Source organism: Pandoraea sp. XY-2, from assembly GCF_004193915.1.
Lineage (GTDB): Bacteria > Pseudomonadota > Gammaproteobacteria > Burkholderiales > Burkholderiaceae > Pandoraea > Pandoraea cepalis.
Genome location: NZ_CP030849.1, coordinates 4,521,891 through 4,544,545, shown reverse-complemented (window position 1 = coordinate 4,544,545; position 22,655 = coordinate 4,521,891). Strand labels below are relative to the sequence as shown.

Genomic DNA, 22,655 nt, shown 5'->3' with positions numbered 1-22,655 from the left:
GGAGCGCTGCGTGCCGCGCCTCGCCACATCCCGGCGGCAAGCCGCGGGATGCGCGCCACTGCCGTCCGCCCACACCGGTTCGCGGTACGCGCGCCACGCGCCCGAGCGCACGCTGCTGTACGCGTTGGTAGAGGCGCACTACCCGGACTTCATTGCACGGATCGAAGCGGAGGGCCGCTCGCTGCCCGGGTATGTCCGCGAGGCGTTCGATGCCTACCTGCGTTGCGGCGTACTCGAGCACGGCTTCCTGCGGGTGGTGTGCGAGCACTGCCGTGCAGAGAGGCTGGTGGCCTTCTCCTGCAAGAAGCGCGGGTTCTGCCCGAGTTGCGGCGCGCGACGCATGGCCGAGAGTGCGCGGCACCTGGTCGAGGAGGTGTTCGGCCCGCGGCCTGTGCGGCAATGGGTGCTGAGCTTTCCGTACCCCTTGCGTTTCCTGTTCGCCAGCAAGCCAGAAGCCATTGGCCCGGTGCTGGGCATCGTGCAGCGCGTGATCGCCGGCTGGTTGGCCGATCAAGCCGGCATCGACCGCGCCAGCGCCCAGTGCGGCGCGGTGACGCTGATCCAGCGTTTCGGCAGCGCGCTGAACCTGAACATCCACTTCCACATGCTGTGGCTCGACGGCGTGTACGTGGAAGCCACCGAGCTGCCGCGGCGCGAACTGCGCCTGCACCGCGCCCGTGCGCCCACCACCGCGCAGTTGACCCAGCTGGCAGCTACCATCGCGCACCGGGTGTGTCGGCACCTGACGCGCAAAGGCTGGCTCGAAGGGGAGGGCGAATCGGCCTTCCTGGCAGACAGCGCTGCAGGCGACGACAGCATGGATGGGCTGCGGATGAGTTCGATCACCTACCGCATCGCCACCGGCCGCGACGCTGGCTGCAAGGTCGTCACGCTGCAAACGCTGCCCGGTGACGCCGGTTCGCTGGAGGGCGAAGCCGGCAAGGTCGGCGGCTTCTCACTGCATGCCGGCGTGGCGGCCGAAGCACACGAAAGCCACAAGCTGGAAAAGCTGTGCCGCTACATCACGCGCCCGGCGATCAGCGAGAAGCGGCTGTCGATAGCGCTCCAGGGCAGGGTGCGTTACCAGCTCAAGACCCCGTGGCGCAATGGCACCACGCATGTGGAATGGGATCCGGTGGATTTCATCGCCAAGCTGGCGGCGCTGGTCCCGCCACCTCGCGCGCATCTCACCCGCTTCCACGGCGTATTCGCCCCGAATGCAAACCTGCGTGCGCAGCTGACGCCCTCGGGGCGCGGCAAGCGGCCTGCGGGCGATGCGGCGCCAGTGGACGTCAGCGCCCACGACGCGCCGCGCAGCCCCGAGGAGAAGCGCCGTGCGATGAGCTGGGCGCAACGGCTCAAGCGGGTCTTTTCCATCGACGTCACCGCCTGCGTCCACTGCGGTGGCACCGTGCGGATCGTCGCCAGCATCGAGGAACCCACCGCCATCCGCGCCATCCTCGCCCACTTCGAGAAGCACGGCGCGCGGGAAGAAGCGCACTACAGGCCCGCAGCGCGCGCGCCGCCAGTGCAAGCCGCGTGACGATCTGCCGGCTGCACAGCCGACGGCGAAACCGGAATCCGAGCCGATGCGGCCACGATCCGCAGGGCGGCGCTCGGCCCGCTGTCGGGAATCAGCGAAGCATGGCTGCTGACAACGCCGCTGCGTGGCCCCGCGATGCCGAAATCCCACTCACAGACGTCCGATCCGTGCCCAAAACGGGGCTTGCGCGACCGCCGCCTACCCAGCAGACTGCCCGAAAAGGGCGTTTGAACTTCCTATACGCAAGGAACGTCTCGCCTGCCAAATCGGGCCATGTGACGGCTGACCGCTTGGCGAGCGGATGCCGTTCCGGTAGCACCGCCAAGAGCGGTTCGGTCCATGTGCGACGGGAATGGCAGTCGGGTGGTTGGGGCGTGCCCGCGACGAACGCCACGTCCAACCTGCCGGCGCGAAGCTGCACCACCGCTTCACGGGCCGGGCCTTCGGCGATCTCGACTTCAACATCGGGGTAATCCTTGCGGTATTGGCCGATCAGCTTTGCGAGGAAGCTATGCGGAATCAGGGCATGGATACCGATACGAAGCCGGCCGCTTTCTCCGGCTGCCGCCATGCCGGCGGTTTTCACCGCATGGTCGAGTTGGTCAATACCTACGGCTATCCGCTCGACGAAATGGCGTCCGGCCTCGGTCAGCCGAACGCCGCGCGCATGACGCTCGAACAAGAGGATGCCGAGGTCTTCTTCCAGTGCCTTCACGCGGGCGCTGACGCTGGACTGTGCAACGCCGAGCGCGTTGGCGGCGTGACGGAAGTTGAGATATTCGGCGACAGCGAGAGTGTGAACTAAGGTCATCATTGGCACTCGCCCCGAAAGGAGATGATTGCTCAACAGATTTAATCCGTCATTTCTCCTAAGTCTACGCATGCCAAATCGCCATGACTAAATCACAATGAAGTTGCGAATGGTCTGCGTAGTATTGGCAGACATATTAAATAGAGGATCGCGCCGACAATCCAAACCCAACCGTTCCATGCCCCGGCGGTGGCAGAATAGAGTGCTGTGAAGCCAAGCGGTCCTGCGATAGAGCTTAGATTGGTGAGGCTCGTTAGCGTTCCTTGCAAAGCCCCTTGCTTGTTACTGCTGACATTGTTTGAGAGCATTGCCTGCAAGGCCGGCATGCCAACACCCCCGGCGGCAAGCAGCAACAGAATCGGGAACACCATCCATCCCTGCGTGGCAAAAGCCAGAAGAACGAAGCCAGTCGCATCCGCAGCCATGCCAAACAGCAGCGTGCGCCGCTCTCCAAGCCGGCTTGAAAGCGGGCCGGTAACAAACGCTTGGAAGATCGCATGTGTTGCCCCAAACGCCGCGAGCGACAAACCAACGGTCGCGGTGTTCCACTGAAAACGGTCCTCGCCATATATGACCCATAGGGCTGCAGGCACTTGGCCGATCAGTTGAATAATGAAGAAAACTGCGAAAAGCGCACCTAGCCCGCGCAATGCATCATCCAGCCGTAACAGAACGAATGGTTTGATGCGAACCGGCTTTCCGGTCCCGCCATGGCTGTGATGAGTCTCCTTGAGGAAAATGCAGGCAAGCAGGAACGCGAACCCGTTGAGAAGGGCGGCGGCGATAAACGGGGCATGAGCAGAGATACCACCGAGCATGCCACCAAGTGCTGGCCCGGCAATCATGCCCGCCCCATAACAGGCCCCCATGTAGCCGAACCAGCGTGCGCGAGAACCTTCCCCCGTCGAATCGGCAATGGTTGAGGCTGCTACAGCTCCGGTTGCGCCCGTGACGCCGGACACGAGTCGGCCGATATAGAGCACCCATAAGACCGGCGCTGATGCCATAATCGTGTAATCGACTGCGGCTCCTGCAAGAGAAGCCAGAAGTACCGGACGCCGACCGTAAGAATCCGAAAGCTGTCCAAGCATGGGCGCGAAGACGACCTGCATCAATGCATAGAGCGACAGCAAGGCACCATAGTGTCCAGCGACCTGCTCTGCTGGCACAAGCTCACGCAGAAGCGTCGGAAGGACGGGCATGATGAGGCCGAGACCCATGGCGTCAAGACCCACGATCAGCAGGGCAATGATGGCAGAGCTGCGCACCTGAAACTCCAGCGCCGCTCAATGGAGCGACTTTATCAACGATAAGGAGATGGAAATATAACTTATCGGTGATAAATTGTCAAGCACTGGCGAAGGAACGTGAATGACCAAACTGGACAAGGGCACCGTGATCGCGGCGGCGCTAGAGCTGTTGAACGAGGTTGGCATGGACAGCCTGACGACGCGGAAGCTCGCTGAACGCCTCAAGGTTCAGCAGCCTGCGCTTTACTGGCATTTCCAGAACAAGCGAGCGCTGCTTGATGCGCTCGCCGAGGCGATGCTGGCGGAACGCCATACCCGCTCGCTACCCGAAGAGAATGAGGACTGGCGGGTGTTCCTGAAAGAGAATGCCCTGAGCTTCAGAACGGCGTTGCTCTCTTATCGGGACGGCGCGCGTATCCATGCCGGCACTCGACCGACAGAACCGAATTTTGGCACCGCCGAGACGCAAATACGCTTTCTCTGCGCGGAGGGCTTTTGTCCGAAGCGCGCCGTTTGGGCGCTCCGGGCGGTCAGTCACTATGTGGTCGGTTCCGTTCTCGAGCAGCAGGCATCTGATGCCGATGAGAGAGTTCCGGACAGGCCAGATGTGTCCGAGCAAGCACCGTCGTCCTTCCTGCACGATCTGTTTCACGAGTTGGAAACAGACGGCATGGATGCTGCGTTCAACTTCGGACTCGACAGCCTCATCGCTGGTTTCGAGCGGCTGCGTTCATCTACAACAGATTAGAGGCTTATGCCCCTTTGCCGCCCCAACTGCCACGACACCGATCCGCTTTGCACGATGCCCATGACCTCACGGCCGAGCTGGCGGTCGATGACCGGCCGCCACGGGACAAGGGAAATGAGCGGTATCTTGCCAGACAGGATACCGCCATTCACGAGGTTTCGAAGATTATTGCGCCGCATCGGAGCGGGCTTGCTTCCAGTCGTCGGCTAGACGACTGGCGACTTCTCGGTGGCAGCATCACGGGATCGAAGGAGCGCCAGCCCCAACGACACCAGCACTGCCATTGCCGTGGCGTAACAAATCACGGGCCACGCTGTATCGCCGTTTAACAGCGTCACCGCCAATGTCCCGACGATACTGACTATCAGGCTTTGGATGCAGAAGTAGAACGCGACCGCTGATCCCGCGATGTCGTCGAACTCTGCCAAAGCGCCGTTCGCGGTAACGGACACCGTGAAGACAATACCGACCGCGACAACCCACATCGGTAGGATGAAGGTGAGGAATGACGGCGAGCCGTAAAGTTCGCCGATCCCCAACAGGACCGCTCCGCAAACAAGCAACGCCATCCCACGCGCCACGCATCCTGCGATGCCCCATCTGGCGACAAAGGACTTCGCGAAACGGGTTGTCACGATCATTACAAGCGCGACAGTGGCGAAGGCAAAGCTGAATCCGATCTCGGAATATTCCGCTTGGCCTATGAGCACACGGGGAGCCGTCGAGAAGAAGACGAAGTAGGTGCCCATACCGGCGCTAAAGCCGACAGTGTAAACCCAAAAAGCCGGACTCGCGAAGATCGGCAAGACAGATCGGCGCGTCTTGACTTGATCCAGAGGGCGGGTTTCGTGCCACCTGAAACCCGCATTTAGGAGTGCGAGCATCGCCAGTATAGCCAAAGTAATGAATATCGCCTGCCATCCCAAGAACTCGCCGATCAATACTCCGGCGATAGGGCCGAGCGCAGGCACGAACGCCAGCATCGAACTGAAAAGGCCGTAGATGACGACACCCTCAGGACGGTTGGCATAAACGTCGCGAACCGTCGCGAACGTCGCCACCAGCATGGCCGACGCGCCCACTGCTTGAAGTAGACGGAAAGCGACAAAGGCCGGTGCAGTTGAAGACCAAGCTGCTCCCAGAGACGCAATGACGAAAGCCGTTGCGCCCGCAAGTAGAATTGGCCGTCGCCCGATTCTGTCTGAGAGCGGACCAAAAATCACCTGGCCCACGCCGAGCATCACCATATAGAGGCTCAACGTGAGTTGGATCATAGCGGGCGTCGTGTTCAGGATGCCGGGCATCGCTGGAACGACAGGGAGATAAATATCCATCGCCAGTGAAGCGAGGATGTCGAAAGGAGCCATCAGCAGCAGTGCTGCCGGCAGCGTATAGGCCCACGCGGGGCGTGTGGTGGTCATGACGAATCAACCCTCGATTAAGGAATACCGGGCGACGTCTGCTCGTCAGCAATCAGATGAGACTAGCCTTACAGAGCGCCGCAACAACAATACTGGTTGTTGCGGCTTACTTGTCTGCTGACTTGGAATTTCCCATCTGATTACTCCACGCTTACGAATATGAATTGCTACATTTTATCCGATTATCTTTTGCTTCGCAATGCGGCATGGGCGCACTCAGCGTTCCAGCCCCCTCTGCCGCCCTAACTGCCACGACACCGACCCGCCCTGCACGATGCCCATAACCTCGCGGCCGAGTTGGCGGTCGATGATCGGCCGCCACGGGACAAGGGTGAACTCATGGGATTTCTCGACCACGGCGAACTTGCCGCTCGATAGATGCACGGTTCCGGTAAACTTGCCGCTGACGCTCTCACCATCCTTGGCGGCGCGGAACGGCAGCGCCTTGCCCTCGGCCATCTCCGCACCGGCGCGCGCAACTTCCCGCTCGCGCAGGGTGGCGAGAAGATTGCGCCGGTAGAAGATTCGGCCGTCCCTGTTGCGCGTGGCGTCGCGCTGTTCGATATGATGCTCGCGGCGCTGGTCCATGGCTTCGCGGACCTGTTGCCCGAAGCCGGTCGGCGCAAGGTCGGCCGTTTCGCCATGGACCAATCGCCGGTCCATCCCCGGATCGAGGATGAGCCGGTCGGCAGCGACCCCGCTCCGTCGCAAGGCGGAAACCCGCGCCTCGAAGAACCGCACAATCTCGTCGAGCGCGTCTTCGGGTCGAAGGTGACCGGTGCGGGTGGCGATGCCATCCCGCTGCGCTGAGTGCATAACCACCAGCCTGCAGTCCGCCTCAGCAATATCGGGATAGAGCGCAGGGTCAGGAAATCCTTGGATATCGTTCAGGTAGCCCACGCCGCGCTTGAGCGCATAGCGCTGGGTTTCCGGTTGGAAGCTGTCGATTGAAACACGGTGCATCTGATCGGACAGGGCGTCTAAGAGCGGCGCAATACGTCTGATCTCATCGGCCGGCGATACAGGCCTCGCGTCCGGATGGCTGGCGGCCGGTCCGACATCCACGACGTCTGATCCGACTCGCAGCATTTCGATCGCCGCGGTGACAGCGCCGGCGGGGTCTAGCCGCCGGCTCTCATCGAAGAAGGAGTCCTCGGTGAGATTCAGAATGCCGAACACCGTCACCATGGCGTCGGCCTCCGCAGCGACTTCCACGATGGGGATCGGGCGAGCAAAAAGGCAGCAATTATGAGCCCCATACCTACAAAGCCCCACGCATCAAGCTTTTGCCCATGAAGCAACCAGGCAATGGCTGTAATTATGACGACGCCGAGTCCCGACCAGACTGCATAAGCAACACCGACAGGGATGGATTTCAGAACCAGAGAAAGAAAATAAAATGCGATGCCATAACCGATTATGACAACGGCGGAAGGGGCAAGCTTAGTAAAGCCCTCGCTAGATTTTAATGCGGATGTTGCGATTACTTCGCCAACTATTGCGATAACAAGAAAAAGCCAGCCTTTCATGATATATCTCCCAATTTGTGTAGGGCTTATTATGCACGCTTAAAAATAATAAAAGCAGACTTGACCTGATAGTTTGGCTGTGAGCAATTATGTGCTTAGTGCATCTAACGCCTGGCACAGCGGATCGCAAACCTGGCGCGGCTTTTGGTACAAAAGGCGTGACAGGTTTGCGAATCCGTTGCTGCCACTTGTTAACCCTTTTTCCAGATTTGGTAACTATAATTTATGTTAGAGGCGAAGTCTTGGGTAAAAACTGGCCTAAAATTGCTGGGGATTTCAGGAAAGTAAACATCACCTTCCGGCTCGATGTCTATTGTAGATATATGTAGTGTATCTACTTGATCGATCAGGCTTTTGTATATCTCCCCACCACCTGAAACAATGACATGATCCGTTATTTTCTTTAGGTTGGTTAAAGCATCTTTAATTGATGGAAAGATCAATACGTTCTCATTGTCAGATGTAAAACTTGAACGTGTTACGACCGCATACTTTCGGTTGGGTAATGCTCCCATTGATTCAAAAGTCTTGCGTCCAACCAACAGCCATTGGTTATAGGTAATAGCTTTAAACAGGAGCTGTTCACCTTTGGCACTCCATGGAATATCAGGGCCATTCCCGATAACTCCATTCTTCGATATAGCTACCATTAGTGATAGTTTCACAATTCTTCCTCAGAGGTTAATCGCGCTGATCACCGGCGGTTGAAAACCGTCCGGTGGATTGGCAGGTTATGCTCCCTCATTTTCATTTCCGGTTTCCTATAGGGCAACTAGGCTGTCCTTGCCGGCGCTTGGAACACAGACGATGGCATCAAATGCCTCGCTCAATTTCGTTTTTACAGAGGCGCTTTGAGACCGCATTCGCTTTGCTTCCATGGGGGCATCTGTCAATGTCAGACATGAATTCTCCGTACCACAGGCGTCGATGACATACTGTTCCATACTATCCTCACGGATTGCATCGGCAGGCGTGGTCACAACAGAGAATCCAAGAGGACTGTCGGGCGATGGGAAATGCATTTCCGGCACGGTGGGTCCAAGATGGGTGAATGCAATCGCACGGTAATTCACCCTCTCTGCGAGGTGCTGCCCCATGGGAACAGCCGTAAGCTCGCCTGAAAAGGAGACTGGGGTTTTTTGTAAATGATTGTTGTGCGCCAGCAGAATTATCTTCACATCCGGATTCGCTCGAACCATTCCATCTACTACGCCCGCCATATACGAGTCACGTACGGAAGTATCTCCCTCAAGAGAGGTACCATCGAAGAAAGTTTTCATTATACGCAAGGTTTCCAACGTATACTCTATCGACTCTATTCGATCAGAGGCTTTTCGGAACAAATCGCTGTTGACGTGTTTTTTCAGGACAGGGGCAAGCGACGCCAAGCGGAGCTTCAATCTGGTTACCCCTGAGATAGCTTTCTCCTGCCGAGCCGTTTCTAGCTCCCCCCATTTTGCCGATGAAATAACCGCCGACTGGCCATCAATGGACGCCAACAAGTGAGTCAGCATATCAACGTGCGGTTTCATGAGGTGATCGATGAGCTGGATAATTTCGGCCAATTGCGCTAGGTCGTCCCTTGGGTTCAGGGTGTTGGGTAAGTCGATTCCGACTAACTGCAGTTTTCTTCCTGATTCGCGGAGATATGATTTCAGCCAGATCAGCACTGAGCCATACACAGAAAAGGTCAGGGTATCCGAAAATCGCTCAAGTTCATGAGCACCGGCTGTTGAGTTGAGCCATTCAGATAACCGGGATGCCTGAATCGCCCCACATTCCAAACCAATCGCATTAAAATCATGCCTTTCGACCAAATAGCGGATAAGACTTGCTCTAGCCAGTGAAAACTCCGCGACAAAATGAGCGCCCTCGCCAATGCCGACAATTCGGGCGCCCTCAATTACGGAAGTAAGAATCTCAAACTCATTGAAGTCCAGATTTTGAGGCTGTAAAAGTGTTTTGGTCGTTCTCCATGTCATTTTTTTTCACCCTTTGCGTTTATTGCTGTAATCGTCATACGTTCGCTTCGCCAATAACCCGGCTCACAGAGCATAACGTTTGACATGAGGGCGGCCAAGGGCGCCAGCCCTTGGACGTCCCCCTCGATGGAAGGGTTAGGCAACACTGCGTGTTCGCTCGAATGCCTGGCGTGTTTGAACCATGTACACGGCTGGACCATCTGGGGTGGTTACGGTACCTTGCCTCTCAAACCCCGCTTTCTCGTAGCATCGGATCGCTCGCAAGTTGCTCGGCGACGGGTCCGTTTGGATCTTGGTGACCTCGGGATCATTGAACAGCAACTCAACCAGAGCTCGAACCAGCTTGGTTCCCAAGCCTTTGCCCAGTTGTGATGCATTCGCCAGTGACTGGTCTATTCCGCGTACTCCTGGATCGGTTTCTTCTTCCCACCAACCGTCCCCGCTTCCAAGAGCAACGTACGACTGGGCATACCCAATCGGCTCTCCATTCAGCATTGCAATGTATGGAGTGACGGACTCTTGCGCTAAAACGCTTGGCAAGTACTGTTCCTGTACGTCAGCAAGTGTCGGGCGTGCTTCTTCTCCGCCCCACCACTCGACGATATGAGATCGATTTAGCCACTCATAGAGCATCGCAAGGTCATGCTCAGTCATGAGGCGCAGTGTGACGGAATCGTTGCTGTTGGTCACGATGCTGTACTTTGTGATGCCTAACTTTGTTTTAGGGCGACTGCCCTGCTGCGTAACATCGTTGCTGCTCCATAACATCAAACATCGACCCACGGCGTAACGCGCTTGCTGCTTGGATGCCCGAGGCATAGACTGTACAAAAAAACAGTCATAACAAGCCATGAAAACCGCCACTGCGCCGTTACCACCGCTGCGTTCGGTCAAGGTTCTGGACCAGTTGCGTGAGCGCATACGCTACTTGCATTACAGCTTACGAACCGAACAGGCTTATGTCCACTGGGTTCGTGCCTTCATCCGTTTCCACGGTGTGCGTCACCCGGCAACCTTGGGCAGCAGCGAAGTCGAGGCATTTCTGTCCTGGCTGGCGAACGAGCGCAAGGTTTCGGTCTCCACGCATCGTCAGGCATTGGCGGCCTTGCTGTTCTTCTACGGCAAGGTGCTGTGCACGGATCTGCCCTGGCTTCAGGAGATCGGAAGACCTCGGCCGTCGCGGCGCTTGCCGGTGGTGCTGACCCCGGATGAAGTGGTTCGCATCCTCGGTTTTCTGGAAGGCGAGCATCGTTTGTTCGCCCAGCTTCTGTATGGAACGGGCATGCGGATCAGTGAGGGTTTGCAACTGCGGGTCAAGGATCTGGATTTCGATCACGGCACGATCATCGTGCGGGAGGGCAAGGGCTCCAAGGATCGGGCCTTGATGTTACCCGAGAGCTTGGCACCCAGCCTGCGCGAGCAGCTGTCGCGTGCACGGGCATGGTGGCTGAAGGACCAGGCCGAGGGCCGCAGCGGCGTTGCGCTTCCCGACGCCCTTGAGCGGAAGTATCCGCGCGCCGGGCATTCCTGGCCGTGGTTCTGGGTTTTTGCGCAGCACACGCATTCGACCGATCCACGGAGCGGTGTCGTGCGTCGCCATCACATGTATGACCAGACCTTTCAGCGCGCCTTCAAACGTGCCGTAGAACAAGCAGGCATCACGAAGCCCGCCACACCGCACACCCTCCGCCACTCGTTCGCGACGGCCTTGCTCCGCAGCGGTTACGACATTCGAACCGTGCAGGATCTGCTCGGCCATTCCGACGTCTCTACGACGATGATTTACACGCATGTGCTGAAAGTTGGCGGTGCCGGAGTGCGCTCACCGCTTGATGCGCTGCCGCCCCTCACTAGTGAGAGGTAGGGCAGCGCAAGTCAATCCTGGCGGATTCACTACCCCTGCGCGAAGGCCATCGGTGCCGCATCGAACGGCCGGTTGCGGAAAGTCCTCCCTGCGTCCGCTGATGGCCGGCAGCAGCCCGTCGTTGCCTGATGGATCCAACCCCTCCGCTGCTATAGTGCAGTCGGCTTCTGACGTTCAGTGCAGCCGTCTTCTGAAAACGACAGCGCTTTTGCCTGTCCAAAGCACCCTCCGACTGTTAAAATTACCGTCAACTTATCAACGTCCTGCAAACATACCTTTGCTGGACATTTTTTGTGTCTGGAAGGCGGGATCAGCCAATGGGGCAACGCATCGGGTACGCCCGAGTCTCGACGGATGACCAGAATCTTGATTTGCAGCTCGACGGGCTGCACAAGGCTGGTATCACCGACAACCACCTCTATTCCGACACCGCAAGCGGCAAGGATGCCGAGCGCAAAGAGTTGGCTGCGTGCCTCAAGGCGCTGCGTGAAGGTGACACCCTCGTCGTGTGGCGGCTGGATCGCCTCGGCCGAAGCCTGCCCGACCTTGTGCGCATCGTCGGCGAGTTGGAACAGAAGGGCGTCAGCTTCGAGAGCCTGACGGAGAAGATCGAGACGGGGAGCGCGGCAGGCAAGCTGGTCTTTCATGTTTTCGCTGCGCTCGCTGAGTTCGAGCGCAATCTGATTCGGGAACGCACACAGGCAGGCTTGGCCGCCGCGCGCGCACGAGGCCGGGCCGGCGGTCGCAAGCCAAAGCTGGACACGCAACAAATAAAAGAGATCAAGCGGCTGATGTCTGATCCGACTATCCCGGTCAGCCAGATTGCTCAACGCTATAAGGTCTCACGGACAACCATTTACAAGGTGGCCCCTCGCAGCCACGCATCGGCTGTTGACACGCAGGCGGATGCAAGCGGGGCAAAGTCACACCGGCGAGATGCCTCATGAACGCAGTAGAAATCGAACAAGCAATCACGGACCTTGCGGAGCAGCCCTTTGACTCGGCAGAGTTTCCTTATGCCTTCCTCGAAGCCTTCGGCAACAAGGCGACGACCATCAAGCGGCTTCGTGCAGGGGCATCAAACAAGTCCGACCTCGGCGGCGTGCTCCAGACAAACAACATCCACATCGCCACCTGCGCGGCCGGACGGGTACCGCAGACGCTCAAGGCGCTAAAGGACAGCCCAGCGACTGCCAAGGCCAAGGCAAAATTCATCGTCGCCACCGACGGCCAGGACTTCGAGGCTGAAGACCTCGGTAGCGGCGAGACCGTCGCCTGCGCCTTCAAGGATTTTCCTGACCATTTCGGCTTCTTCCTGCCGCTGGCGGGCATCAGCACCGTCCGCCAGATCAGCGAAAACGCCTTCGACATACGGGCCACCAGCCGCCTAAATCGCCTGTACGTCGAACTGTTGAAAGACAACCCCGAATGGGGCACGTCAGATCGCCGCCATGACATGAACCATTTCATGGCGCGGCTCATCTTCTGCTTCTTCGCCGAGGACACCGACATTTTCGTCGGCAAGGGCAAGTTCACCGAGACCATCGCGCAGATGAGCGCGAAAGATTCGAGCAACACCCACGAGGTCGTCGGCACTTTGTTCCTCGCCATGAACACCAAAAGCGAGGATCGAGCCGCAGCGAATATTCCGCGATGGGCAGACGGCTTCCCCTACGTCAACGGCGGTTTGTTCTCCGGCAGCATGGATGTGCCGAAGTTCAGCAGGATCGCCCGCTCCTACCTCCTGCACGTTGGCGGCCTCGACTGGACCAAGATCAACCCGGACATCTTTGGGTCGATGATCCAAGCTATCGCTGAGGACGAGGAGCGCGGCGAGCTGGGGATGCACTACACCAGCGTCCCCAACATCCTCAAGGTGCTAAACCCGCTTTTCCTCGACGACCTACGGGCGCGACTGGAGGAGGCGGGTGATAACGCTCGTATGTTGCTCAATCTGCGCAAGCGCATGGCGAAGATCAGGGTATTCGACCCGGCCTGCGGCTCCGGCAACTTCCTTGTCATTGCCTACAAGGAGATGCGTGCCATCGAGGCCGAGATCAACCGACGGCGCGGCGAGCCAGATCGCTGTTCGGAGATCCCACTCACGAATTTTCGCGGGATCGAGTTGCGGGACTTCCCCGCCGAGATCGCGCGCCTCGCACTGGTCATTGCCGAGTATCAGTGCGACGTACTGTATCGCGGGCAGAGGCTGGCCTTGGCCGAGTTCCTGCCCTTGCGCAACGAGAACTGGATCACCTGCGGCAATGCGCTGCGGCTCGACTGGTTGAGCATTTGCCCGCCAACGGGCGCCAGCGTGAAGGTACAGGGTGACGACCTATTCGACACGCCTGCCAACCAAGCCGAGATCGACTTCGAGAACGAGGGCGGTGAGACCTATCTTTGCGCAAATCCGCCTTACCAAGGAAGCGTCGGCCAAACTGGCCAGCAGAAGGAGGACATGGCCAAAGTGTTCGCGCCACTGCTGAAGACTTACAAGGACCTGGACTACGTCGCTGCATTCGTTCTCAAGGCGGCGCAGTACAACTACAAGACTGGTTCGGTAAGCGCATTCGTTACCACTAACTCGATCACTCAGGGTGAACAGGTTGCGATGCTATGGCCTCTGATTTTTCAGGAGAGGAATGTCATACATTTTGCGCACACGTCCTTCCTGTGGAGCAATCTTGCGAGCAACAAGGCGGCAGTCACCTGTGTGATTCTTGGCCTAACGGCAAATCCGGGCAGCGATAGACGATTGTTCGACGGCGAGGTCGTCAGGGCCGTTCCAAACATTAGCCCTTACCTAGTTGCGACGCCGACGGTGATTGCCACGAAAAGGTCGAGTGCACTATCTGCCATTGGTCGTATGCAGTCGGGGAACAAGCCAACTGATGGCGGGTACCTGACTCCATCGACAGAGGAGAAAGAAGAGATTCTGGAGACAAGCCCTAACGCCAGTCGCTTCATAAAGCGCTACGTTGGATCACGCGAATTGATCAACGGCGGTGGCCGCTGGTGTATCTGGGTCGAAGACGACGACCTAACAGAGGCTGAGAAGATCAGTGCGCTCCGTGTCCGGTTCGATAAAGTACGTCAAACACGACTGAAAAGTAACGGGACTCAGGCAAACGAAAATGCTGCGACCCCGCACCGCTTCGTCTTTGCCCCCATAGTCATCACGCTGCGATCGCGGTTCCGAACGTGTCATCGGAGCGCCGGCTTTACCTGCCATGTGAGCTGACCGGATACGACACCGTTGTCTCCAACCTAGCATCGGTGATCTACGACGCGCCCCTTTGGAATTTGGCGCTTATCGCAAGCCGCCTGCATCTAGTCTGGATCGCTACCGTCTGCGGCAAGCTGAAAACGGATTTCCGCTACTCCAACACCCTCGGCTGGAACACCTTTCCCGTGCCCGCGTTGACGGAGAAGAACAAGGCCGACCTCACTCGATGCGCCGAGGACATCCTGCTGGCGCGAGAACATCACTTCCCGGCCACCATCGCTGACCTTTACGACCCCGACAACATGCCCGCCGACCTGCGGGCCGCGCACGAGCGCAACGACGAAGTGCTGGAGCGCATCTACATCGGACGCCGCTTCAAGAACGACACCGAGCGGCTGGAAAAGCTGTTCGACCTTTACACCAGAATGACCGCTTCGGCCATACCAGCCAAAGGCCAGAAGCGCAAGGCGGGAGCCAATGCATGAACGACAAGATCAAGTCCGTACCGTCCGTTTCCGTCACCTACGCCCGAAACGGCGCATCGACCAAGGCCAATGCTCTTGGGATGCGGCCCATGCAGGAGCGGGCCTACGAGAAGCGGGGCGAACAATACCTTCTCATCAAGTCGCCGCCTGCATCGGGCAAGAGCCGCGCTCTCATGTTCGTCGCGCTCGACAAGCTCGCGAACCAAGGCTTGAAGCAAGCCATCATCGTCGTGCCGGAGAAGTCCATTGGTGCCAGCTTCAACGACGAGCAGCTATCGAAGTACGGCTTCTGGTCTGATTGGCAGGTTGAGCCGAAGTGGAACCTCTGCAACGCCCCCGGTAACGACAACGGCGGCAAGGTCAAATCGGTAGGCGCGTTCCTTGAAGGCAACGACAAGGTGCTGGTCTGTACCCATGCGACATTCCGTTTCGCGGTTGATGCCTACGGCGTAGAGACGTTCGACGACCGGCTGATCGCAGTCGATGAATTCCACCACGTTTCGGCCAACCCCGATAACAAGCTCGGTCTGCACCTGGGGCAGTTCATCTCGCGGGGCAAGACCCACATCGTGGCCATGACCGGCTCGTACTTCCGGGGCGATGCCGAAGCAGTGCTCGCCCCATCGGACGAGTCCAAGTTCGATACGGTCACTTACACCTACTACGAGCAACTCAACGGCTACGAATATCTCAAGCAACTCGATATCGGCTACTTCTTCTACAGCGGGCCTTACGTTGATGACATCCTCAACGTTCTCGACCCCGGCGAGAAGACCATCATCCACATCCCCAACGTCAATTCGCGCGAGAGCACGAAGGACAAGATGCGGGAGGTGGAACACATCATCGAGGCGCTGGGCGAGTGGCAGGGTATCGACGCCGAGACCGGCTTCCAGCTCGTCAAGCGGGCTGATGGCCGGGTGCTGCGCATCGCCGATCTGGTTGATGACGATGCCACAAAGCGTGACCGCGTTTCCGCTGCACTGAAAGACCCGGCGCAGAAGAACAACCGGGACCATGTCGACATCATCATCGCGCTGGGTATGGCGAAGGAAGGCTTCGACTGGATTTGGTGCGAACACGCGCTGACCGTAGGCTACCGCGCCAGCCTGACCGAGATCGTGCAGATCATCGGCCGTGCCACCCGCGATGCGCCGGGGAAGACCCGCGCCCGCTTCACCAACCTGATTGCCGAACCGGACGCATCTGAGGATGCCGTCACCGAAGCCGTCAACGACACGTTGAAGGCCATCGCGGCGAGCCTGCTCATGGAGCAGGTATTGGCCCCGCGCTTCGAGTTCAAGCCTAAGAACGCCGACAGCGGCCCCTCGCCCGGCTTCGACTACGGCGAGGGCGGCTACAACCCCGACAAGGCCAACGTTGGCGTCAATCACCTGACCGGCCAGGTTCAGATCGAGATCAAGGGCCTTGCCGAACCCAAGAGCAAGGAAGCTACGCGTATCTGTCAGGAGGACTTGAACGAGGTGATCGCCACGTTCATTCAGGACAAGACCGCCATCGAGCGCGGCTTGTTCGATGAAGACCTGGTGCCGGAGGAGCTGACGCAGGTCCGCATGGGCAAGATCATCAAAGACAAGTACCCTGATCTTGACGCTGAGGATCAGGAAGCGGTGCGCCAGCGCGCCATCGCCGCCCTCAACCTAACCCAGCAGGCGAAGCAGCTTGTCGCCGATGGCGACCGGAACGAGCCTACAGCCAACACCGCCCTGATTGACGGCGTGCGCAAGTTTGCGATGGACGTGCGCGAGCTGGACATCGACTTGATCGACCGCATCAACCCATTCGGCGAAGCCTACGCCATCCTCGCCAAGACCATGAGCGAGGACAGCTTGAAACAGGTCGCGGCGGCAATTTCCGCCAAGCGCACGAACCTGTCGCCGGAGGAAGCGAAGGAACTTGCCGTCCGCGCCGTCCAGTTCAAGAAGGAGCGCGGGCGGGTGCCTGCGCTCGACTCTCAAGATGCGTGGGAGCGCCGCATGGCCGAAGGCGCGTCCGCCTTCATGCGATTCAAGAAGGAGGGGCGCTATGAGTGATCCCGACCTCGACGAGCTGGCGGCGGAGCTTTCCGAGTTCGACGCGCCGGAGAAGGCGGGCGGCCGCCCGCCGCGCGAGGAGCGCGTCATCGCCGGGTTTGAGGAAATCCAGCGTTTCTATGAGAAGTACGGTCGCCCACCGCAGCACGGCGAAGACCGCGACATCTTCGAGCGGCTTTACGCCGTGCGGCTCGACCGCCTGCGGGCGCTCCCGGATTGCCGCGCCATGTTGGTTCCACTGGACCATCAAGGCTTGCTCGTCAGTGCGCCGACGCTCGCCACGCCCGACGAGGCCGAGGACATCGATATTGACGACCTGGCCGCCGAACTAGAGGGTGTAGCGGACGCGGACGACATCACCGTGCTGCGCCACGTCCGCACCAGCGCCGACAAGCGGGCTGCCGAGGAAATCGCCGACCGCAAGCGGTGCGAGGACTTCGAGACATACAAGCCATTGTTCGAGCGCGTGGCAACCGACCTCAAAACGGGTCTTCGCCAGTCGCAGCCCATCGAGGCGGGTAAGCGCGCGATTGAAGCTGGGGACTTTTTCGTTCTCGATGGCATCACGCTGTATGTCGCTGAGGTCGGCGAGCCACTGAAAACGACCGCCGGAGAGGTGGACCGCCGCCTGCGTCTGATCTTCGCCAACGGCACCGAGAGCAATCTTCTTCTGCGCTCGCTGCAACGCGCTTTCTACAACGATCCCGCCGCCCGACGACTTGTCTCGCCAGAGAGCGGGCAATTGGCCTTCGGTGGTGAGTTCGAGGCCGATGATGTCGAGAGTGGGACGATCTATGTCCTGCGCTCGCTATCGACCGACCCCTACGTGGCGCAACACCGCGACCTGATTCACAAGATCGGCGTGACCGGCGGCAAAGTCGAGACGCGCATCGCCAACGCCGAACACGATGCGACCTACCTTCTGGCGAAGGTGGAAGTCGTTGCCACCTACAAGCTGGCGGGCATCAACCGGACACGGATGGAGAGCCTGTTTCACAGGCTGTTTGCGGCGGCGCGGCTCGACATCACCATCAACGACCGTTTCGGCCACCCCGTCCAACCCGAGGAATGGTTCCTTGTGCCGCTCCATGTGATTGATGAAGCGGTACGGCGCATTCTGGATGGTTCAATCACCGATGTGGTCTATGACCCGAAGACGGCCAGGCTAGTGGGTTAGTTGTTCGCCGCAGACAAGGCTGCGCTACCAAGATTCATTAAGGGGAGATAAAAATGCGTGTGGCCCGTGTAAGGATTGAGAACTTCAGAGGCATAAAACAGGCGGACCTGGTATTTCCAAAGCATGGCGTCCTTATCGGCGACAACAATACCGGTAAAACAACGATCTTGGAGGCATTAGACCTCGTCCTTGGGCCGGATCGCTTAAACCGCCAGCCTGCAATTGACGAGCATGATTTTTTCAGAGGCATTTACGCCAAAGCACCCGATGCACCGCCAGAGAATGGCGACGCCGAGCTAGCCCATTCACCGGAACCAGGCCATGACATCGCGGAGGCTCTGACACCGAAAATTGCTATAGAGGCGACGATTGCTGACCTGACCGAGGAACAAAAGGGAAAATTCGGCGACTACATCGAATTCTGGGACTCGACCACGGACAAGTTCTACGACGCACCTGAGCCTGCCGGTGTTGATGCAGCTTCGATCACGGAGGCACTCCGCGTTACTTTCCATGGGTGGTACGACAAAGAAGAGGACGACTTCGAGGGGGCGACCTATTTCACCCGCAGCCTCACCGAAGGCGACAAGCCCGACCTGTTTTCCAGGAAGCACAAGCAGCTTTGTGGCTTTCTATACCTCCGCTCCATCCGCACCGGATCACGAGCACTCAGCTTAGAGCGCGGGAGTTTGCTCGACATCATTCTGCGCTTGAAAGAGGTCCGGCCACAGATGTGGGAGGCAACTCTCGCCACACTTACCGAAATTGTGGTGGCTAGCGACCCGGCGTTGGGTATCTCCCCAGTATTGGAGAGTATCAACACAGCGCTGAAGAAATATGTCCCCAAGGAATGGGGGGTTGAGCCTCATCTCAAGGTATCGAATCTCACTCGCGACCATCTAAGGAAAGTTATTACAGCCTTTATCGCCACGGGGGACGGCATGCATGCGGCACCGTTCTACCGGCAAGGTACTGGCACTATCAATATGCTTGTCCTGGCAATGCTATCCCAGATTGCCGAGAACAAGCAGAACGTCATATTTGCCATGGAGGAGCCTGAGACAGCGATACCACCCTATGCGCAGAAGCGAATCATCCACGAAGTCCGCAAACTGGCATCCCAGGCCCTCTTCACCTCCCATTCACCCTATGTGCTAGAAGAATTCGAAACGGATGAAACCGTTGTGCTTGCTCGTGACGCTTCGGGCCGTATGGGGCAAAAGGCTATTGCGCTGCCCGATAATGTGAAGCCAAAGCGCTACCGACAGGAATTCCGTACCCGCTTTTGTGAAGGCTTGCTGGCTCGTCGCGTTCTTCTCGCAGAAGGACCAACTGAGTATTCAGCTTTCCCAGTGGTGTGCCGCCGCCTCGCTGAACTCGACCCAGAAAACTACTACTCATTAGAAGCACTTGGGATATGCACGGTTGATGCTGACGGCGAGAAGAACGTTCCTGGCATGGCTCAGCTCTACAAAGAGCTGGGGAAGCGAACTTTTGCAATCTGCGACAAGCAAGAAGCAGCAAACAAGGCATTAATTGAAGCACAGGTCGAACTACTTTTAATGCACGACGAGAAGGGCTTTGAGGATTTGGTTCTGAAGGGCACAAGCGAAGAGGCTCTGAAGCGATTTGCAAAGCAGTTGGATTGGCCTCAGCACTTGGCGCTGAAGTACCCAGACCCGGAATTACAGGCAGAAGCCGCGCTGAGAGATTATTTTTCTTGGTCGAAGGGCAACTGGGGCATTGCCGACTTTCTCGCTCAGTGCAGCAAAGAAGAGGTGCCGGAGTGGCTTCGTGATGCTGCACTGAAATTGAAAGCGGCTTGCACGCCAGCCCCCGTAACGGTTGGCGGCGCTGCCGCGCCCGTCCCGGCTGAAGCAGCCCTGGAAGTAGGTGCCGATGGAACTGACTGAGGGTCAACTGAATGTAATGGCGGCGGAGGGACACCTGCTTGTAACAGGAGGGCCTGGGTCGGGTAAGACAACCATCTCCATCATCAAGGCGGCACAGATCGCGGAGCAATATATCCGCCCAGGTCAGAAAATTTTGTTTCTCAGTTTCGCTCGCGCGACGGTTTCCAGAGTAGTGGAGGCCATCGAATACGAACAGCAGATTTCTACAGCCAAAAAACATCTCATCGACGTCGATACTTATCACGCATTCTTCTGGCGCATCTTAAAGACGCATGGCTATCTTATAGGCCTGCCCCGGAAGTTAGGGATTCTCACCCCGCCCAATGAGGCCATCGCTCTCTCGGGAATCAGGTCGGGCTTCCCAGCCAGAAATCTCACGGATGAACAGAGGGAAGCCAAGAAGGCTGCTGAAGCGGCGGAGCGTATTCGCTTGGCGACGAACGAGGGGCGGATTTGCTTCGATCTCTTCGCTTCGTATGTAGGGGACATCCTGCATGGTAGCGAGCGTATTCGACGCCTCATTGCGACAATGTATCCGGTCGTCATTCTTGATGAGTTCCAAGATACCAACGACGCACAATGGCATGTGGTTCAAGCGCTGGGCGAGTTTTGCAGACTGATCGCACTCGCCGACCCAGAACAACGGATTTACGACTGGATCGGTGCCGACCCCGCACGCCTTGATCACTTCCGGGGGCATTCGCGCCTGCGGAAGTTGACCTCAGTACAGATAACCACAGAAGCGCAGGGACGGAAATTGCCATTTTTGGCAATGACCTACTCCTCGGCAAGTTTCGTCAGCAGGAATACAAGGGCGTTGTGTTTGATGTCTTTGATTCATTTCCAGACCCTGCGATGACCAAACTGGTGACAACAATCTATGCTGCTCGCCAGCGTCTGATAGCGCAGGGCATCGAAAGTTGGTCTTTGGCGGTTCTTGTTCCAACCAAAAAACTGACGCGCCTAGTGTCGGATGCTTTACGGTCCCCCCCGGCAGGGATGACAGAGGTGTTTCACACGGCGACTATCGAGATGGAGGCTGCGATCCTTGGAGCTGAAGTCATCGGCATTTTGATGCAACCCTCCGGTGATAGTCGTCACTTCACGCAGTTCATTGATCTGTTGTGCAATTACTTCCAAGGTAAAGATGGGGTGAACCAACGCAGGGGGCGCTGAAAGAGGCTGCAAATATCCAGAGTGCTTATGAGAAGCTGTTGACCAGCCGTGCCAATGGTAAAGCGATCCACAAGAACAGTATCCTGGTCAACGTTTTGAAGGTATACGATCAGGTACGTGCTCTTGTCTTGACGGGCGATCCAGACAAGGATTGGCGAGCTGTGCGGCGTACCCTTGAAGATGGACCATGTAAACGCCTGAAAGAGATCGCGGAAGAGGTTAAAAACATTCGCCTACTGGATCGGGGTACTCAGCTTCGCCAACAGCTTTCTCAAGATTGGCGAGATAATGGATATCGCAATGTGCTGGCGATCATTCGACAAGCGTTCGTCCAGGAGCATTTTGCTGCGAGTGCCAAACCTGAGTCCGGCGTTGTTGTGATGAATATGCACAAAGCCAAGGGGAAACAGTTTGACGAAGTGATTATTTTTGAAGGGTGGCCAAGGCGAGTAAAAAATGAAATAGTCGCCAACCCGGATCGTATTGTGCGTTTCAATTCCAGAGATCAAATCAATGACCAAGCACGTCAGAATTTTCGGGTCAGTGTCACGAGAGGAAAGCGTCAAACAACAATACTGACCCCCAAAGACGACCCCTGCGTGTTGCTCCTTGGCGAAGGTGACTGACTATGGCATTACCTTCCTTCGACAGCGACTGGAAAAGCGGCGAGCGGGTCAAGCCGCGCATCTGTGTGCTTGAGATTCGAGATCGAGACAAACCAGAAAGCGATCCAATTGCGTGGCTGTTCATCGAACGGCAGGAGACCTGCCGGAGGGATGAGCGGGACGGCTCCGTATACGAGGCATCGTTCCGCCTGTCCTACGAACGCGTTGCACCGAAGCACTCTTATCGCATGAGCAGCAAAGGTTACTTCTCCGGCGGCTATTCGCGGGGCTTCGGGGATACGCCATCGGTTTCGCTGACCTCTGAGTCTACTTCTAAAGGTGCCGTATTCCTTGATCTTCCTGGCCTTGAAGGACAACGGATCGGCACCTATCTCATGAATGAGATAGTGCTGTGGGTGCGACAGTGGCCAGAAGCCAGCGTCCGCTCTATCGAGTTGCTGTCGGGTCAGGCTCATGATGAAAACAAGGCGAGGCGGAATCGCTTCTATGAGCAGTTCGGGCTTGTATTCGATTACAGCGATCCTGAACAATGCGAGGGCTTGTCCAAGCCGATGTTGGCTGGGGCATTGACCCCCGTCGAGACGTGGAAGCAAAACCTTCGCGAACGGGATGTTCGCGAATACCTCGGCGAAGTCCTCTACGAGCGTAACCAGCTTGCGTTTGAAATGTCGCAGCGCGAGCGTGCCATCAAGAACCTGTCTGAGGAGATCAAGCGTGCCGAGGCCCGTCCTGTGCGGTGGGCATTGCGCCGGCTATGGTGGCGATTTGTTCCGTCCTTAACCCATGCCGCTATCCTGCTAATTCTGGGCGCGATGGCATGGGTAGGTTTGAAGTCCAAATGAGGAAGGAG

18 protein-coding genes and 3 pseudogenes are annotated in these 22,655 nt (G+C 57.8%); 12 read left to right on the top strand and 9 right to left on the bottom strand.

From position 1 onward, the window contains the following. Positions 1-58: 58 nt before the first annotated feature. Positions 59-1,543 (top strand): IS91 family transposase, encoded by a 1,485-nt coding sequence (locus DRB87_RS20500; protein ID WP_022742855.1) that lies wholly within the window; start codon positions 59-61, stop codon positions 1,541-1,543. A gap of 91 nt (positions 1,544-1,634) precedes the next feature. On the opposite strand, the gene DRB87_RS20495 is transcribed toward DRB87_RS20500, so the two are convergent. Both DRB87_RS20495 and tet(G) read right to left on the bottom strand, forming a co-directional pair. Next, positions 1,635-2,357, bottom strand: a complete 723-nt coding sequence (locus DRB87_RS20495; protein WP_223151157.1) for a LysR family transcriptional regulator — start codon at positions 2,355-2,357, stop codon at positions 1,635-1,637. 89 nt (positions 2,358-2,446) lie between these two features. Then, positions 2,447-3,622: a tetracycline efflux MFS transporter Tet(G) gene (gene tet(G), locus DRB87_RS20490; protein ID WP_001257840.1), complete on the bottom strand. Its 1,176-nt coding sequence runs from the start codon at positions 3,620-3,622 to the stop codon at positions 2,447-2,449. A gap of 103 nt (positions 3,623-3,725) precedes the next feature. Here tet(G) and tetR(G) point away from each other — a divergent pair, with 103 nt between their 5' ends. Further along, the gene (tetR(G), locus tag DRB87_RS20485) at positions 3,726-4,352 is read left to right on the top strand and encodes a tetracycline resistance transcriptional repressor TetR(G) (protein ID WP_000163574.1); all 627 of its coding nucleotides are present in this window, start codon (positions 3,726-3,728) and stop codon (positions 4,350-4,352) included. Here tetR(G) and DRB87_RS23315 read toward each other — a convergent pair. The 7 genes and pseudogenes from DRB87_RS23315 to DRB87_RS20450 form a co-directional block, all read right to left on the bottom strand. Further along, positions 4,349-4,465 (bottom strand): annotated as a pseudogene (locus DRB87_RS23315) (DUF3363 domain-containing protein); the annotation flags it as partial. The gene tetR(G) and the pseudogene DRB87_RS23315 overlap by 4 nt on opposite strands. Before the next feature lie 93 nt (positions 4,466-4,558). Beyond that, positions 4,559-5,773, bottom strand: a complete 1,215-nt coding sequence (gene floR / locus DRB87_RS20475) for a chloramphenicol/florfenicol efflux MFS transporter FloR (RefSeq protein WP_130027288.1) — start codon at positions 5,771-5,773, stop codon at positions 4,559-4,561. Positions 5,774-5,989: 216 nt separating this feature from the next. Beyond that, on the bottom strand, positions 5,990-6,961 hold the full coding sequence (gene folP / locus DRB87_RS20470; protein WP_001747810.1) for a dihydropteroate synthase: 972 nt from the start codon (positions 6,959-6,961) through the stop codon (positions 5,990-5,992). Continuing rightward, the gene (locus DRB87_RS20465; protein WP_000679427.1) at positions 6,955-7,302 is read right to left on the bottom strand and encodes a quaternary ammonium compound efflux SMR transporter QacE delta 1; all 348 of its coding nucleotides are present in this window, start codon (positions 7,300-7,302) and stop codon (positions 6,955-6,957) included. Before DRB87_RS20465 ends, folP begins: the two co-directional genes overlap by 7 nt. 191 nt (positions 7,303-7,493) lie before the next feature. Continuing rightward, positions 7,494-7,967: a trimethoprim-resistant dihydrofolate reductase DfrA1 gene (dfrA1, locus tag DRB87_RS20460; RefSeq protein WP_071846295.1), complete on the bottom strand. Its 474-nt coding sequence runs from the start codon at positions 7,965-7,967 to the stop codon at positions 7,494-7,496. Between the two features lie 96 nt (positions 7,968-8,063). Continuing rightward, positions 8,064-9,316 (bottom strand): annotated as a pseudogene (ere(A), locus tag DRB87_RS20455) (EreA family erythromycin esterase). A gap of 103 nt (positions 9,317-9,419) precedes the next feature. Then, on the bottom strand, positions 9,420-9,974 hold the full coding sequence (locus DRB87_RS20450) for an aminoglycoside N-acetyltransferase AAC(6')-Ib' (protein ID WP_014454105.1): 555 nt from the start codon (positions 9,972-9,974) through the stop codon (positions 9,420-9,422). A 160-nt stretch (positions 9,975-10,134) separates the two neighbouring features. Between DRB87_RS20450 and intI1 the strand changes: the two genes are divergently transcribed. The 10 genes and pseudogenes from intI1 to DRB87_RS20405 all read left to right on the top strand — a co-directional run bounded on the left by intI1 (position 10,135) and on the right by DRB87_RS20405 (position 22,647). Continuing rightward, positions 10,135-11,148: a class 1 integron integrase IntI1 gene (intI1, locus tag DRB87_RS20445; protein WP_000845048.1), complete on the top strand. Its 1,014-nt coding sequence runs from the start codon at positions 10,135-10,137 to the stop codon at positions 11,146-11,148. Positions 11,149-11,465: 317 nt separating this feature from the next. Then, positions 11,466-12,095, top strand: a complete 630-nt coding sequence (locus DRB87_RS20435) for a recombinase family protein (RefSeq protein ID WP_130027286.1) — start codon at positions 11,466-11,468, stop codon at positions 12,093-12,095. Beyond that, positions 12,092-14,859 (top strand): annotated as a pseudogene (locus DRB87_RS20430) (class I SAM-dependent DNA methyltransferase). The gene DRB87_RS20435 and the pseudogene DRB87_RS20430 overlap by 4 nt, the downstream one beginning before the upstream one ends. Further along, positions 14,856-16,913: a DEAD/DEAH box helicase gene (locus DRB87_RS20425; protein WP_130027284.1), complete on the top strand. Its 2,058-nt coding sequence runs from the start codon at positions 14,856-14,858 to the stop codon at positions 16,911-16,913. Before DRB87_RS20430 ends, DRB87_RS20425 begins: the two are co-directional and overlap by 4 nt. Further along, positions 16,906-18,090 (top strand): GIY-YIG nuclease family protein, encoded by a 1,185-nt coding sequence (locus tag DRB87_RS20420; protein ID WP_130027282.1) that lies wholly within the window; start codon positions 16,906-16,908, stop codon positions 18,088-18,090. Before DRB87_RS20425 ends, DRB87_RS20420 begins: the two co-directional genes overlap by 8 nt. 53 nt (positions 18,091-18,143) lie before the next feature. After that, positions 18,144-20,003, top strand: coding sequence for an ATP-dependent endonuclease (locus DRB87_RS20415; protein ID WP_130027280.1), 1,860 nt, complete (start codon positions 18,144-18,146; stop codon positions 20,001-20,003). After that, the gene (locus DRB87_RS23835) at positions 19,990-20,862 is read left to right on the top strand and encodes a UvrD-helicase domain-containing protein (protein WP_240756083.1); all 873 of its coding nucleotides are present in this window, start codon (positions 19,990-19,992) and stop codon (positions 20,860-20,862) included. The genes DRB87_RS20415 and DRB87_RS23835 overlap by 14 nt, the downstream gene beginning before the upstream one ends. Continuing rightward, on the top strand, positions 20,859-21,179 hold the full coding sequence (locus tag DRB87_RS23830) for a hypothetical protein (RefSeq protein ID WP_240756082.1): 321 nt from the start codon (positions 20,859-20,861) through the stop codon (positions 21,177-21,179). The genes DRB87_RS23835 and DRB87_RS23830 overlap by 4 nt, the downstream gene beginning before the upstream one ends. Positions 21,180-21,217: 38 nt before the next feature. After that, on the top strand, positions 21,218-21,805 hold the full coding sequence (locus tag DRB87_RS23825; RefSeq protein WP_240756081.1) for a 3'-5' exonuclease: 588 nt from the start codon (positions 21,218-21,220) through the stop codon (positions 21,803-21,805). A gap of 2 nt (positions 21,806-21,807) precedes the next feature. Then, on the top strand, positions 21,808-22,647 hold the full coding sequence (locus DRB87_RS20405) for a hypothetical protein (protein ID WP_206100043.1): 840 nt from the start codon (positions 21,808-21,810) through the stop codon (positions 22,645-22,647). Positions 22,648-22,655: the final 8 nt, after the last annotated feature.